Source organism: Streptococcus suis, from assembly GCA_002831545.1.
GTDB classification, from domain to species: domain Bacteria; phylum Bacillota; class Bacilli; order Lactobacillales; family Streptococcaceae; genus Streptococcus; species Streptococcus suis_P.
The window spans coordinates 2,326,709-2,342,115 of record CP025095.1; the positions used below are offsets into that span (position 1 = coordinate 2,326,709).

A 15,407-nucleotide genomic window follows, 5' to 3' on the forward strand; every position below is an offset into this window, starting at 1 on the left:
AATGAATTATTGAAAAATTCGGAAATTTCCAATTAGTTATCAAATCTTTTATCGTTTCTTTCATATCTATGATATAATGGGTAAAATAAGATAGGGAGAAGAGTAATGACCGAAAAAGATACACTAAAAAACCTCCGTCATCGTAGTTCTGTCTATGATTCGATGGTCAAATCACCTAACCGTGCTATGTTAAGAGCAACAGGAATGACCGACGATAGTTTTGAAAAACCGATTGTTGGGGTTATTTCGACATGGGCTGAAAATACACCTTGTAACATCCACCTTCATGACTTTGGAAAATTAGCCAAAGAAGGGGTAAAAGATGCAGGTGCCTGGCCTGTTCAATACGGTACCATCACCGTTGCAGACGGAATCGCTATGGGAACGCCTGGTATGCGCTTCTCACTGACTTCTCGTGATATCATAGCCGACTCTATTGAGGCAGCTATGGGAGGACACAACGTCGATGCCTTTGTCGCAATCGGTGGCTGTGACAAAAACATGCCTGGTTCTATGATTGCTATCGCCAATATGGATATTCCTGCTATCTTTGCCTACGGTGGAACCATTGCGCCAGGTAATCTCAATGGTAAAGACATCGACTTGGTATCCGTTTTTGAAGGAATCGGAAAATGGAACAATGGCGACTTGACCGCTGAAGAAGTTCGTCAAATCGAATGTAATGCTTGCCCTGGACCTGGTGGTTGCGGTGGTATGTACACGGCCAATACCATGGCTACTGCCATTGAGGTTATGGGCATGTCTATTCCTGGCTCTTCTTCTCACCCTGCTGAATCTCCTGAGAAGAAGGCTGATATTGAAGAAGCTGGTCGTGCTGTTGTACGCATGCTAGAACTTGGCATTAAACCATCTGACATTATGACTCGTGAAGCATTTGAAGATGCTATTACAGTCACAATGGCTCTGGGCGGCTCAACCAACGCTACGCTCCATCTTCTAGCCATCGCCCATGCTGCTAATGTCGACCTCACTCTTGAAGATTTCAACGATTTCCAAGAACGCGTACCTCACTTGGCAGACCTCAAACCATCTGGTAAATATGTTTTCCAAGACCTCTATAATGTCGGCGGTGTCCCTGCGGTTATGAAATACTTGCTCAAAAACGGCTTCCTTCATGGCGATCGCATCACATGTACAGGTAAAACCGTTGCTGAAAACCTAGAGAATTTTGCAGACTTGACTCCAGGTCAAGATGTCATCATGCCACTTGAAAATCCAAAACGTGCAGATGGCCCACTCATCATCCTAAAAGGTAATCTTGCTCCTGAAGGTGCCGTTGCCAAGGTTTCTGGTGTGAAAGTCCGCAACCATACAGGTCCAGCCAAGGTCTTTGATTCAGAAGAGGAAGCAATTGAAGCCGTCTTGACCGATGAAATCGTAGATGGCGATGTAGTCGTTGTCCGCTATGTTGGACCAAAAGGTGGTCCTGGTATGCCTGAAATGCTGTCCCTTTCTTCTATGATTGTCGGAAAAGGCCAAGGTGACAAGGTTGCCCTTCTAACAGACGGTCGTTTCTCTGGTGGTACCTATGGACTGGTTGTTGGACACATCGCACCTGAAGCTCAGGACGGTGGTCCAATTGCCTACCTTCGTACTGGAGATTTGGTAACCGTTGATCAAGATACCAAAGAAATCACCATGCACGTTTCTGACCAAGAAATCGAAGAACGCAAGAAAACAACTGTTATTCCACCACTCTACTCTCGTGGTGTTCTCGGAAAATACGCCCACACTGTATCCTCTGCCTCTAAAGGAGCCGTTACCGACTTCTGGAGACCGGAACAAACTGGGAAAAAATAAAAGAACTCAACGACCCTGTCCTCGCGGCAGGGTTTTCCAAAAGGAGAAAAAATGAAACTAACTGTCGAACTCTCCCGCTTTCGTGTTAAAGAAGGCAAAACCGTTCAAGTAGATGAATGGATGGCCTTTCTCAACGAGCACATGGAAGACACCCTTCTCACTCTTGAAGGAGAGAAAATGTATGTCGAAACCATCTTCCGTGAGGTATTGGACGGACGCGAATACCTTTACTGGTATTCTGTTCAAGCCGAAGGAGGGAATGAAGTCGAAGATTCAGAATCCTATATCGACAAAAAACATTTGGAATATTGGGAAGAGTGCATCGATCCAAGCTATGGTATGGTTGACCTCGAACCCCAGGTTATTATGATTCCAAAACCGATTTATGAAACCATGGAAAAACTTGATAAACGTTATGACGAAACATATAAAAAATGAGTTGCTCAGTACAACTCATTTTCTTTTCGGACTAATACCCAATGTAATCCGTCCTAGACGGCTGATGCGTGTCATTTTCCAAGCAGGAGACCAGACAATTTCAACTTGTGCATCTTCAATGCCATCAATGGTCTTCAAGGCTGTAACAAGCTCTCCTGGCATAGTATCGGCACAGGAACAGCCTGCATCCGTAAAGGTCATGATAACCTTACAAAATCCAGCTTCATCTAAATGAATCTCATAAATCAAACCCAAATTGTAGATGTCTAGTTCAATTTCAGGATCGTAAATAGATTCCAAAACCTCTACCAACTGTTCTGACAAAACAAGGGCTCGCTCATTGATCTGAATATCTTCTCTCATTTATCCAAATACTCCTAAAACATTTATAAAAAGTATTGTATCATAATTATTTGAAATATACTTGTCTTATCAGATGTTTTCATCTAGTTTTCAAAGTGTACGAACCTCTGAATTCTCACCTTGACCAATAGAAAAGATATACTTATGACCTTGAGTCAAGCTATGATAGAAGCCATGACCAGCATAAATCTGAAATACTTGCATTGTATCACTAGACTCATCTTTATAGATATGTTGATAATAAGGATTATCCGCAAAAACTGTCTTTAGATAGTCGTTCTCCACAGGTCTGGCAGTCCCTTCTACACGCACTACCTGGATAAGGTACCCTTCCTCAGAAATAGCAGTCATCGCAACTCTTTGATCCCCCATCAATTGATCATAGAAATGCGTTTCTGGGCTTGTCATAAAGAAAATCCCTTCTTCGTTTGCTGCAATGATATGAGCATGACGAGCATGTGGATTTCCATACTCATCCAGAGTTGCAAAAACTCCAACCTTCATATCTTCCAAAATATGCATAATATCTTTTAGTTCCATGGTATCACCCCTTGAAAACACCTATTTTCTAAAGTATATCAAAAACAAGCGAAAATGTTAAGTGGGATATTGATAGAAATGGTGAAAGTGTTTCATGAACAACTCCCTACTGACAGAACCATTAAAGAAGGTAGCTATGTTTGCTTCATTTTCAACCTTCAAAGGTTCCTCAACCCTTTTGATTTCCAATTGGTATAGATTTGACTCTGAACCGATTATGACATCAATCAAAATCCGTTGTAACTATAAAAACTACCTAATTATAAAAAAGCGACTCTTGAGTGCTTTGAACCGTTGATATATCGAGGTATGTAAACGTTTACTAAACAGGTTTGCTTTACGTGCTTTCTTATACTCAACAAAAATCAAAAGCAAACCAGTCAAGTGTTTTTAAACCATTGTCTACTAACAATTGGTTTTAAAATAGACCAATCTAACTCTCGTATTACTTCTTGAAGCTTGTTTATCACATCGTCTAGTGTTTTAAAAGCTTTATTCTTAAACCCTCTCTTTCGAATCTCAGCCCAAACTTGTTCAATTGGATTCATTTCAGGAGTATAGGGAGGAATAAACTCAAAACCAATATTATGTGGTTTCTCTAAGGTACTTGATTTATGCCAAACGGCATTGTCCATCACTAATAAAATATAATCGTCAGGATAAGCTTCAGATAGTTGTTTGAGAAAAACATTCATCCAATCTGTATTACAGCCCCCAGCGATAATGAAGAAGGACTCTCCTGTATGGGCATCAACAGCACCATAGCAATAGCGATACTCACGAATATAGTGACTATGTACATGCGGTCTCACCCCTTTTGGTGCCCAGGCCTTCCCAATTTTACTGATCCGACCGAAACCCACCTCATCTTGATACATTAGCCTGACTTTATGATAGCGACGACTATTCTTGAAGCGCTTTCCTGTTTTCGTGAATGAAGATTTTATTTTTAGACGCTAGAATCGTTTCGGCGTCTGCTTTTTTAGGGTGTTCTGGTCTTGGCGTCACTTTGCGCCAACCATGGCGTTTAAGAATGGCATAGAATCCTTCCTTGGTCGTAGGGTGTCCAACCCGTTTCTGATAAGCTTCATAGAGAGAGTTTATCGTCACAAATTCGCCATTTAGTGAGGCTGTTAACTGTTCTTTTAGAAACGCTTCCTCTTCTTGAAGGGTTAAATATTGACGGTTCCGTCCACCTCGCGTTTCTCTTACTAGAGCTGAAATCCCCTCAAGTTCGTACTTGCGCTGTAAGGACCAGATTGTATACTTTGAATAGCCGATGAGGTTAGTGATTTCCTTATAGCTAAGACCTTCTGCTCTGAACAAGATAACTTGAAGTCGTCTATGAAATGGAGAATAGGTTTTATCTTTCAAATAAGTTTTTAATTCTTTCGTTTGTTCGATAGTAAGTTTCATAAATCTATTATAGGTTAGTTTTTGTTTTTTGAATAGTATTAAGACCTGGTTTTGGGTTCCAAAAGTAAAATCTCAATAAAAGCCTATTAAAGCAAACTTTCAAATAGATTACCAAAAACTCGTTTTCGGAGCTTATATAGTTGAGAAATGGATAAGCAAGTCGTCATAGAATGACTTGTTTTTTTATTCCCTGATTCGAGTTATTTTAAATACTAATCACTGCTCAATATTTATCTTTAATTCCCTAAAATTTACCGGTTCAAATGACTTTATATGCAAAATACCTTCTAGCTGTAATGGTAATTGCTTAGAGACCAACCTGCCTATAAAAGGTTGACTTGGCGTAATAGAACGCTGCAGAATTCCAATTTGCATTTTAAATGCTTTCTCTCTACCATCACTTAATTTCTTATATGTTTCCCCTTGCATACTCCGGTATATCGTTTCTGTTAAGGGACGAACTTCATATGAGTCAATTGGATTTTTGCAAACAAAACCAAAAGATGCATCACTTTCCACAAAATGTGTAGTAAAAATTTTAAACTCAACCTCATTAGTTGATATATATTTAATAGAAACTTGTAAATTCTCTATATCAGGTAAGGGTGTATATCTCGAACTGCCACTTATCACACTTCGCATTTGTTCAATAGTATTATCTAATCCTTGACTAAATAAATCAATGTAGTATACATCTGTTAAAATAGCTGGTATCTTGCAATCAGAAACCTTTATTGGGACAAATTTAACTCCCTCATAGAGAGACTTAGTTAGAGCCGCTTGCCATTCTTTTTTGACCATGTTGCTATTCAAGCTATTTGATGATAGAAAATAAAAAAATGTTGTAACTTTTTCAAGCCCTTCATCCATTTTGCCTATAATACTATCTCCTGGTTGCATAGACCATTTATCGTAGAAAATATTATCTCGTCCAAACTCAATCTCTAATCGTTTAGCAATCATATCTACTACATCTTGATCTCCGTGATTATAACTAATAAAAATCATCTCTTCCTCTTTCCATTCCTCATCTAGATACTTTTCACCTATAATCAAAATTATCCAACATATTGAATAATTTGGTGCCCTAGCAACACTGTATTCTACTGTATCCTACTGCGTTCTACTGCGTTCTACTGCGTTCTACTGCGTTCTACTGCGTTCTACTGCGTTCTACTGCGTTCTACTGCGTTCTCAGTATAAAATGAAATCTATTTTGAAGCAAGAGTGTAGTATTGATTTTTGTCATTTTTACTATTGCCATACCATTTCAAGAGTCCTTGATCTGTCAATTTTTGCAACACTTTTCCTATATGACGTCTGCTTCTACCAGTCAATTCAACAGCTTTTGCCGTTGTCATTCTCTCGCCTGAATTATACATATAGTGGATAATAGCCTGCTCGTCTGAGTTTAGGTTATCAAAATCAGAGAACTGTTTTTCCAAGCTGTCTCTTGTACGGAGATGTCGGCTGACAATGTTGTTCTCAAGCGTCAGGACAACCTTATTCCCAGGTTCTGAGAATTTAGGTTCATGGAGAAATGCAGATTCCATCTCCGAGTAGATACGTTTAACACCTTCATTCATCTCACGTACCCAACCGAACTCGGTCAGAGTTCGAGCAATACGTGGATTTCTCGAAAAGCGTTCATGCTTGATATTGTCAACGGTGACGATATTGGGTAATTTCCCTGGGCTATGAATCTCTAGTCGATCATCAAACATAAGCACACGAATGTGATCACCATAGACAGAATAATCACGGTGAGTTACAGCATTGACAACACCTTCAAACCAGGCAAATTCAGGATACTCAGGCAAAATTTGGAATTGCCCATTGTCATCCAAATACTGAAATTCACGAAGCTGAGTACGAATAAAATCTCGTACCTTGATAATCAAAATTGGGAGAGCATCATCAAAGGTTACTTCCTTGATAACATTAAAACTACTTCCAGTTCCCATATCTGTACCATCAAATCGCTGGAATCGGACACGCGCTTGAGGGAAGAATGCTGACGGATATTTGCCAAAGAGTAAAATTGCTGCCTTGGTTAATTTCCCATTGATTAGAAATCGACGTGCTTTAAGGATTTCTTCCACAGAACGCTCTGATATATCAAAACGATTTTTAAAATCCTGAACCAAGCTATCGTCAATATCTTTCAGACGGGCATCAGGGACGACCTCATCTTCAAAGAAGCGTTGTCCTTTATCATAACTGAGTTGAGTTCGTTGCTCATAACTCAACTTGACAGAGTCATCTCCTTGACGAAGATAAACATCATCATTTGGTGCTGCAATCACACGATTTGATGACAATTCCACAGAGATAACTAAAATGAAATCTTCTTCACCCTTATGATTGATTACAGGGATTTCCTCAAAAGATAAATCCAAAGGAGTCTCACGCATCCCACGATCAATCTTTTTGAAATCGTCTATGGGATAAGCTCTGCCGTCCTTGAAACCAGTGATAATATTTTCCTGTTTCTCATCCTCAATACCAATAACCAGTTGACCGCCATCCGCGTTGGCAAAAGCAATCAGGTGTTTGAGAAGTTCAGACGGTTTCTTTCTGGCTGATTTTCGATCTAGGTATTGGCTTTCTGGAGAGAATTGGTAGAGGGATAAATCATTAGATAAATATTCCTTATTTTCCAATTTGTAACACCTCTTCTACTTTATTTTTTTACGGCTATATATTCTATATCCATCACCTTCTAATTGGTAGGAGGCAATTTTTTTATTTATTTTTAGATACTGGAGGATTGATTTATTATAATTTGTATTTTTAATCTTAGGATTCTTTCTATCAGTTAACGCCAAAATAATTTCGGTAAGGTCTAAAACTCTAAATAAACTCAAAACTTCATCATATGTAAACTCATTAAGGTATTTTGCCAATATTAATCGACGTTCACTTAAATCTATATCAGTATTTTCGATGACTGATTGCAATAATTCCTTATTGACTGAGTATCCTTCCTCTAGAATGTCATCGAAATAATCCGCAAAGATTTTTTCTACTAACTTTCTAGTACTGAATTCAAAAGAAGTGTACCCACACAGAATATATTCTAAATCAGATTCATCAAATTTATTTTGTAAAATATGATTAACTAGAGGTGTAGAGTAGTCTTTACCCTCAATAGATATCCTAGTAGGAAATCTATCAATAATTTTAAATTTCCGTTCATCAGTTAATCCTTCTTGTAAAAGATTGAACATTTCAGTTTCTTGATAAATATCCGTATCCTCCACATTTTCTAAAAGATACTCATCAATATATTCCATCAAATATTCAATAACATGATTTTGATAATTATCTCTGAGGAAATTTAATGTATTTACTGAAAATTTATCCGATATACTTCTTGTACTAATTAGAATTGACATTTTTTCATCAGCAATATTTGCCAACTTAAATTCTGTAAAACACCATCCCAATTTTGAAAGAATCTCTTTGTATTTATCATTAGCTAATTGGTTACATTTAACGGTTTCTTCAAAAAATTCTTCTTGAAATTCATCTGAAAATCCCTTGAACTCTGTTTGTAAAAAATCCAAGTGCTCCCCGTTATTTACAAATTCAATCAATCGATCATTCCAACTATGATATTCACAGAAGTAATCTAGAATATTTTTCGTACTAAATCTTGCTTTATTGAATGCAATAGCTGCGTCCTTGATTATAGCATCATCCAATTGTTCAAAATCCAAAATATTATTTTGGACTCTCTTCAAGTACTCTATTCTATTATCACTGGTTACTTCGTTATGATTAAGTAAATAATACATATCTAGCCACTTATCACATAAATTATCGCTCATATAGGGTATAAACTCTGTTACAAATCGGTCAATATTTTTTTCAATATAACTAAAGAGCTTATCAAACTTTCTAACAGTCGTAATTGGTTGTTTTATCAAACTGTCTTGTTTAAAATTATCATCCAAATAAAAAGCTAAACTTCGAACGTTTTTAACATTAACATCATAAAGATTATTGTCATAAACAAAATCACTCATCACTTTATGGCTATCTTCAAAACTTAAATCTTTAATTTTAACTTCCATAAACTTCAAATTATCTTGAATCTGAGTATTATTGAGGAGCTCGTTAAAATTATCAATAATTTCTTGGATATCTGACCAGTTACTATTTACAAAAGAGTTTATTACCTCTTGTAGTTCTTCTTGCCAACCGACTTTAGAAAAGTCAATAAATGATAACAGTAAAACAATTATCTGAATTTTTTCTTTTTCAAGAATGTCATCAGATGTCAAAAGTAATTTTAATGTTTCCTGATTTAAATCAGTTAAGTAGAGCAGGACAGAAATTTTTGCTGCAAGAGGTCGTGAGTTTTGTTGTAAAAACTTGTTAACAAATTTTACATTAGTCTCTGATAAATAACTTTCCAATCTTTTCTTACTTTCTCTCTGTAAAAGATATTCAAACAGATCAAAATTTAAGGCATAAATTCTCGTAAAATCGGAGTCATCAAGTCTTTCATTGACTTCTGCAACTTCTATCAAAGAATAATCCCAGTCGAGTTCAATCTCTCCTTGCACCGCATTTAAAAACTCTTTATCCTGCTTCTTCAGGCTATTAGGGTAAAAATAAGTAATATAGTCTGGAAAACTCTCATCTATATAGCCATTTCTCAATAAATGCATGATTAGAGAGTTTTTCTCTTTCTTTAAGTAGGAATATTCTTCCATTATAGTATCGAAAAAATGACGGTTAATGAGTACAGATAACTTTTCTGATTTAATATTTCCATACTCTTCGCGTAATTTTTCTAAATTAGAATTCAACTCATTAAGATGATTTTGATTATCTAAAGCACTCAACCGCTCTTGAAAACTAATATCATTCATCGGGAATATATCTTCTAATTCTTCTTTTCGACCATTTAGCTGAGAATAATAATCTGCTTTAACTGATTCAATTTCAGCATCTTCCGATAGAATTTCACGTATAAAATCTAGCCTATTAGGAAATTGACTCTCGGTTTTACCATTTACTCGAATAGCTACCCTTCCCTCAGGAACCTTCAGATACGTTGAATAAAGTTCAAGTTTATTCCTAGAAAATTCTTGTTCAGAAGAAATTATCTTTTCTTCTATTTTCTCAATTTCTGCTGATTTTTTATCTAGATTACGCTGTCTCAAATTATCAATCTTACTAAAAAGTTGATGAACAAATCCTGAGTCTTTCTGGAGTAATGAAAAATCTTTAGGAAAAATATTTTTATAAACAATGATTGCAAAAATTTTATCTGATGAAAGATTCAGCTTATTATTATCATTTTCTTTCTGACTAAATAAGTTATTCTTATATAAAACAAACTCATTACAGATATTATACGCCAGTCTCATATCATCAATGTAAATCGCCACTTGTTTTAACAATGTTTTACTAACACTGTGTGATTCACCTAAATTTGTTAGTATTTCTCCTAGTTTTTCACCTGAATTAGATGAAGTAATTACTGGAATAATTGGAATGATGAAATCAAAAAATTTAGTTCTATCTTGCGAAGTAAACATATCATCTTTGATAAGATAGATGAATAAAAGTTTCTTCCCATCTTTTCTCTTATTATTAACAAGCGTATTTATTTCTCTTAGTTTCTCAAAGATTAGGTTTGTTTCAAATCGATCAATATCTTCAAAGATGACAATATCACTCTGACAGTTATCAAAGAGATATAAAACATCATCTAAATATTTATCAAAATAGGAGTCTTCTTCACTTTGAAATACTTCAATATCTCCAGAGATATTTGCCCCACGAAAAGAAAGATTTTTGATTAATCGTCTTTTTAACTGTAATTCAGATAATTTATATACTACATAAATCATATTGCACGTTAAAATTAGATAGGCTAACAAACGAATAATACTTCCAAGGTGAGGAAAGTTTGGGAATCCTTCTCTAACTAAAATGGCTAATTGAGTATAATTCCATAAAAATAAAGTGGGTAATAAAAATAGTAATATTACGACAGAAAGTTTAACAACTTCAAATGATACAGGATTCTTTTTTGACTTAAAAATAGTCATTGGGATGTACTTTGCATCAATCTGATGTAACAATTGATTAATTATTTTCCCCTCAATGATATTAATTTGCTCCAGCGAATCACTATTTTCAATCTGCCCTTGAAATATTTCCAATTGAGCATTGCTCCCATTTTCAAGGTGATTCAGAGAAGAAAAGTGTGCCAACGAGATATGTAATGGTTTAAAACTTCCATTTTTACTTTTATAAGTCTCTATAAAACTACTTTTACCTGAACCATAATTTCCAGATATCGCTACATTCTTAATACCTTTATCTTCTAACGCATATTTCATCGCTGCATCATGCGATGGGTCGATGTTAACGTTGCTTAATGGCGTTAATTTATTGAATTTAAATTCTGTCATCTACACCTCTGCCCATCAATGTCATTCCTCCATCTCCTTCACTTTACTTTCAATAAATTCAATCTCATCATCCGAAAGTCCATATTTTCGATAGAGTTGTGCGTCTAACTCAGCTATTGATTGTAACCAATCAATGTCCGAGTTAGACGCAATTTCTAATCCATTTTACTAATATAAGAATCCATAAATTTTCGATGGCTTTCTTCGTAATGATATTTACTGCACAGATAATCATGAATTTCATCAATTGACTTATCCCATGGAACATCAGATTTATTAGTGAAATTTTGCACTGGAACATATTTCCAAACTGATTTCTTGTTATCTTGAGTGATTTTTAAAATACCTAACAACGTTCTAGCAAAAGGGGTTTTTATGTACTTCAATAATGAATGAGCTTCGTACTCAGTATTAAATGAGCCAATAGATAAAAACGTCTGTGTGTGACCCACGAGTGGGGTCGATAGAACTTCGCCTATCGCCCCACTTCCGTTTGCTTTCGGAAGAAAGACTTTATACTTCTCAAAGTTATCAGGCCCCTTTATATAATCGGCTCTCACAAACTTATTTACTCGCTCATTATTTTGACGTCCAATTATTTCTACATAAGTTGAATCCGACTTGATATCTTTGAAAATTTCAGGAAGTTTCTCAAAAATATTTGTTGTGACATCAAATTTATGCCCCTTACTCAATCGAGATTCCAATTGTGGAAATTCTTCATGTAATTGGCTTGTCAGTTTGTAACTTTCAGGTGCATATACCAATTCACTTAAAGATGAAAAATCTTTATGATGGGTAACTAATCTATACATTTCATTTAATTCATCAAATGGAGTAAATGTTTCAATCGCACCGAAATCTTCGTTTGAATCTCGGTAAGTAACTGCTACACCACCCTTGATGTCTGTATTTGGAAAGACTTCATCTGACTTTTGAGAGAAGTAAATCACTTTAAGATGTTCATCAGTCAACATTTTTTGATTCCATACTTTTGGAGTCTTTCCTGCATTAAATAGGAAACGAGCAGGAGTAATCAAGCAGACCTTTTCTGCTATTTGATAAGATAAGTCAATAAAATTATGATAAATAGGATTATCACTTGTTCCTTTCGTTTCTTCCTGATACGGAGGATTTCCTATCACTACATCAAATTTCACCTTGTTAAATGCCTCCTCAACTAGTTTCTTACCTTGTTCACCATCTGTTTTTAGGGTATCTGTCAGGCTTTCTATATAAGTCACATTGGTTTTGTACTTCCGATAGCCTGTCAGTGTACGTTCAGTAATGGTTTTTGCCATTGGTGTTTTGGCAATAGCGTAGATATTATTCGCTAAAATCTCTTGATAGACTTGGTCAGCTTCAAAATGGTTGTCATCATTTTCTGCCACTCTTTGATAATACAAGCTAATGGCGCTATGAAGAGGGTAGAGACCTGTCTTCGAGTTAATGTCTAAGATTTTCGTATCTCGTTGATAGATTGATGGAGTCACTTCATTAGACACCCAGTGAAGATTTGACGTCGCACCATCTGTCACCGACTCAAAGTTATCATCATAGAAGTTCAAACCACCGACAGACTTAGATACTTGTAGATTTGGCACGCTGACGAATGATACGACCCGCTTCGATAAAGACCTCAGCATCATAATACTTGGTAATCTCACTAAACATTCCCTTGGTGAAACCTTTTGGCATGAACTCTTTCCACGATTCATCATCCACCTGCTTGATAAAGTCTTGAATGGTGATATCTTTTGATAAATCGACCGCCATGCCGTAAATCATCATTGGAATACGGATAGAAACCCCGCGTAAAATAGAAATCATATTTTTCCGCTGTTTCTTCGCTTCTTTTTGTTTTTCGATAACCTCTAGATCTTCTGCTGTTCGTTTAGCTTTTGGTTTCTTTTTAGCTTTTTCAGCTTGCTCATGCTCTTCAGTTGTCAATCCATTTTCATTGATTACAACTTTCTTAGGCGTTTTTTGACTCTGTGTCTTACCAACGATAGCATTTAGTTTGGTAAACATGCTTGCATCATCAGCGGTTAAAGTTAGAAGATTATCATTATAGAGACTGTCATCTTCGAAACCTGACCGCACTGCCTTTTCAGCATAAACTTTCTTGAGCTGTGTCAGCATTCTATCCACATCGTAGGTCTTCATTCCATTGTCTGAAGCCCCTAAGATTGGCATAAAGTTTAGAAGACGAGCCATAGCTTGCTTTTGTGCTTGCGTATTTTTCTTACCTACACCTGAGTTAATCTGGGCACTCTCCGCCATCACAGTCAAGGCTCTATCAGGGGCAAAATCAAAAACATAACAATTCGTCTTCATTCCCAATTTCTCATGAGAAAAAGGCGTCTGGGCACGAAAGGCAGCTTGTAGGTAGTTCATGGCACTATTGGTATTTGACAAAAACAAGACTGCTGTCCACTCTGGGATATTAACACCTGTAGTTAGTTTACGAACCGTCAAGGTAATGGTTTTTGTCTGCGAAGGGTCTTTACCAATAGCAGAACGAACTTTCTCTATGTCCGCATCGTTAGCAATTCCATCATCGCTACTTGCTCCTCGAACAACGTTAACAATTTTATATTCTTTCCCGAAAATAGGGTGTTCTTTAAGCAAGTCCTCAAAAGCATTAGCTTCTTTAACACCTGGCATAAGCCAAAGCGTATGACGCAACTCTTCACGATAAGACTTCGTTGAAAAAGGGTAGTTCGTACGACTATCTGGATGTGTGATATTATCTAAGAATTGGCGAACCTCTTGCTTATAAACAAGTTGACCATCCTCAGCCACACGGAAAAATTCCCTAAAGTTGAACGATTTACTCTCATCAGAAAAACGTTCCTTATGCTTCATTTCAAAAGTGTACATCGATACTTTTGGCAAAGTTTCATAAGGATTTGGCTCACTTGGACGTTCTAATTCCCACTTCTTCTTAGCCTGTTGTTCCATGACATAGTCCCAAGTATAGACTTGCTCCTCGTCAAATTGATCCAAAAGATTGAAAGGTGTCCCCGATAGTTCAAGTATCTTTGTATGCTCTTTGACCAATTCTTTCATTACCGAATCACTAAGCTCTGTCTGAGTCCCCTCATGCGCTTCATCAATGATGATCAAATCCCAATCCACATCTGCAAAATCTTTCAGATTGGTTTGTCCGCCATTGTACCGAAGCAATTGGATTGAAGCAAAATACACAAAAGGTTTTTCTCCTCGCTTCAGGTTTTCAAGCGTTTCTCCTTGATTGACTGAGCCATAATCATACCCATCAGCGCTCATCTTCATTTTCTTGAAATCATCAAACCAAGAATCCGCCACAACAGGGCGATGAGTCATGATGAGAACTTTTTGAAAAGCCTCATTCTTGACTAATTGCAAGGACGTCAGAGTTTTGCCAAAACGCATTTTAGCATTCCAGAGCATTCGGTCTTTTTTCTTAAAGACTTTTTGCGTCTGCTCGACCGCTGCCTCTTGTTCTGGACGAAGGGTGATAACTGGTTCTTCAATAAATGATTCTTTGGCAGTAATATTTAGATAATTTCTACCTTCTTTAACAGCTTTAATAGCAGCCTTAGCTGTCTCTAAATCCGTCTTGAACCACTCTGTTCCTTCCAGTTGTTCAGCCTGTTTAATCCCTGAACGCTTCAAGACATTATGCACATCATAATCATGAAACCAGGACTTGGTCGCCTTTTTGTAAGCAAGCTCTACCCAACCAAGCGTGTAAGGCAGACCAGATGTTTTCATGTATTGATTAATACGTTTTGGGGCAACAGTACGTAAAAAGTCACTATTTGGCGACCAATCTGTCTCAATATCATCCGAAGAAACGCTACCCTCACCAATTTTTTGAGTCCCTTCGAAGGCATTAAATAGTCCACTTTCATTGTTAACTGTTTGAATATAGATAAACTTCCGCTCAGCCGTAGTGTACATTTCTTGTGCTCTCGGTTCTAAAAAATGACCAATTGCACTGGCTTTAATATCCGGTTCAATATAGGTCAGCATGACCCAAGCTAGTATGTCAAAGACTTGTTTTAGTGATTTTAGGGCATTTTCTTTTGTCGCATCTTCTGGATTAAGGACATGGGCAGAATTATTCCCTTTTCCCTTGATATCATAAAAGTGATCAACGATTGTTTTATTGGGAATAAAGTCTCTTATCTCTCTTAGTACGTCATTAAAGGTGGCGCGCTCACTAATATCTAAATATTCTCTATCGGCAACCAACCTCGCTGTATTCTCAGCAACTTTTCTCACCTTAGTCAGCGTGCCTTCATAGTCCCCATGTGTATAATTTTCTTCAGCCATATTTATGGTTCTAAAAAGCTCGGCTGTATCTATATCAATTGCCAAAAAATCAAAATTTGAAAACATAGC

9 protein-coding genes and 2 pseudogenes are annotated in these 15,407 nt (G+C 36.7%); 3 read left to right on the top strand and 8 right to left on the bottom strand.

Features of this window, described 5'->3' with window-relative positions:
- The first annotated feature begins 105 nt into the window (after positions 1-105).
- Both ilvD and CWM22_11475 read left to right on the top strand, forming a co-directional pair.
- Positions 106-1,821, top strand: a complete 1,716-nt coding sequence (gene ilvD / locus CWM22_11470) for a dihydroxy-acid dehydratase (protein ID AUC92469.1) — start codon at positions 106-108, stop codon at positions 1,819-1,821.
- Positions 1,822-1,872: 51 nt separating this feature from the next.
- Entirely contained in the window at positions 1,873-2,259 is a 387-nt protein-coding gene (locus CWM22_11475; protein ID AUC92470.1) for a hypothetical protein, read from the top strand.
- 15 nt (positions 2,260-2,274) lie between these two features.
- Here the strand turns inward: CWM22_11475 and CWM22_11480 are convergent, their stop codons facing one another.
- Both CWM22_11480 and CWM22_11485 read right to left on the bottom strand, forming a co-directional pair.
- Positions 2,275-2,622: a DUF59 domain-containing protein gene (locus tag CWM22_11480; GenBank protein AUC92471.1), complete on the bottom strand. Its 348-nt coding sequence runs from the start codon at positions 2,620-2,622 to the stop codon at positions 2,275-2,277.
- Between the two features lie 90 nt (positions 2,623-2,712).
- A complete protein-coding gene (locus CWM22_11485) occupies positions 2,713-3,162 on the bottom strand; it encodes an ABC transporter ATP-binding protein (GenBank protein AUC92472.1) in 450 nt (149 codons plus the stop codon).
- Between the two features lie 94 nt (positions 3,163-3,256).
- Between CWM22_11485 and CWM22_11490 the strand changes: the two genes are divergently transcribed.
- Positions 3,257-3,460, top strand: a complete 204-nt coding sequence (locus CWM22_11490; protein AUC92473.1) for a hypothetical protein — start codon at positions 3,257-3,259, stop codon at positions 3,458-3,460.
- Positions 3,461-3,542: 82 nt separating this feature from the next.
- Here CWM22_11490 and CWM22_11495 read toward each other — a convergent pair.
- The 6 genes and pseudogenes from CWM22_11495 to CWM22_11520 form a co-directional block, all read right to left on the bottom strand.
- A protein-coding gene (locus CWM22_11495) for an IS630 family transposase (protein ID AUC92474.1) occupies positions 3,543-4,578 on the bottom strand; the annotation gives its coding sequence in 2 pieces (ribosomal slippage) (positions 3,543-4,083 and positions 4,082-4,578; 1,038 coding nt in all).
- 216 nt (positions 4,579-4,794) lie between these two features.
- Entirely contained in the window at positions 4,795-5,586 is a 792-nt protein-coding gene (locus tag CWM22_11500; protein AUC92475.1) for a TIR domain-containing protein, read from the bottom strand.
- Positions 5,587-5,789: 203 nt separating this feature from the next.
- Positions 5,790-7,241, bottom strand: a complete 1,452-nt coding sequence (locus CWM22_11505) for an ATP-dependent DNA helicase (GenBank protein ID AUC92476.1) — start codon at positions 7,239-7,241, stop codon at positions 5,790-5,792.
- Between the two features lie 15 nt (positions 7,242-7,256).
- Positions 7,257-11,015, bottom strand: coding sequence for a DNA-binding protein (locus CWM22_11510; GenBank protein ID AUC92477.1), 3,759 nt, complete (start codon positions 11,013-11,015; stop codon positions 7,257-7,259).
- Between the two features lie 21 nt (positions 11,016-11,036).
- Positions 11,037-11,162, bottom strand: a pseudogene (locus tag CWM22_11515) (restriction endonuclease).
- 8 nt (positions 11,163-11,170) lie between these two features.
- Positions 11,171-15,404: pseudogene (locus tag CWM22_11520) on the bottom strand (restriction endonuclease).
- Positions 15,405-15,407 lie beyond the last annotated feature (3 nt).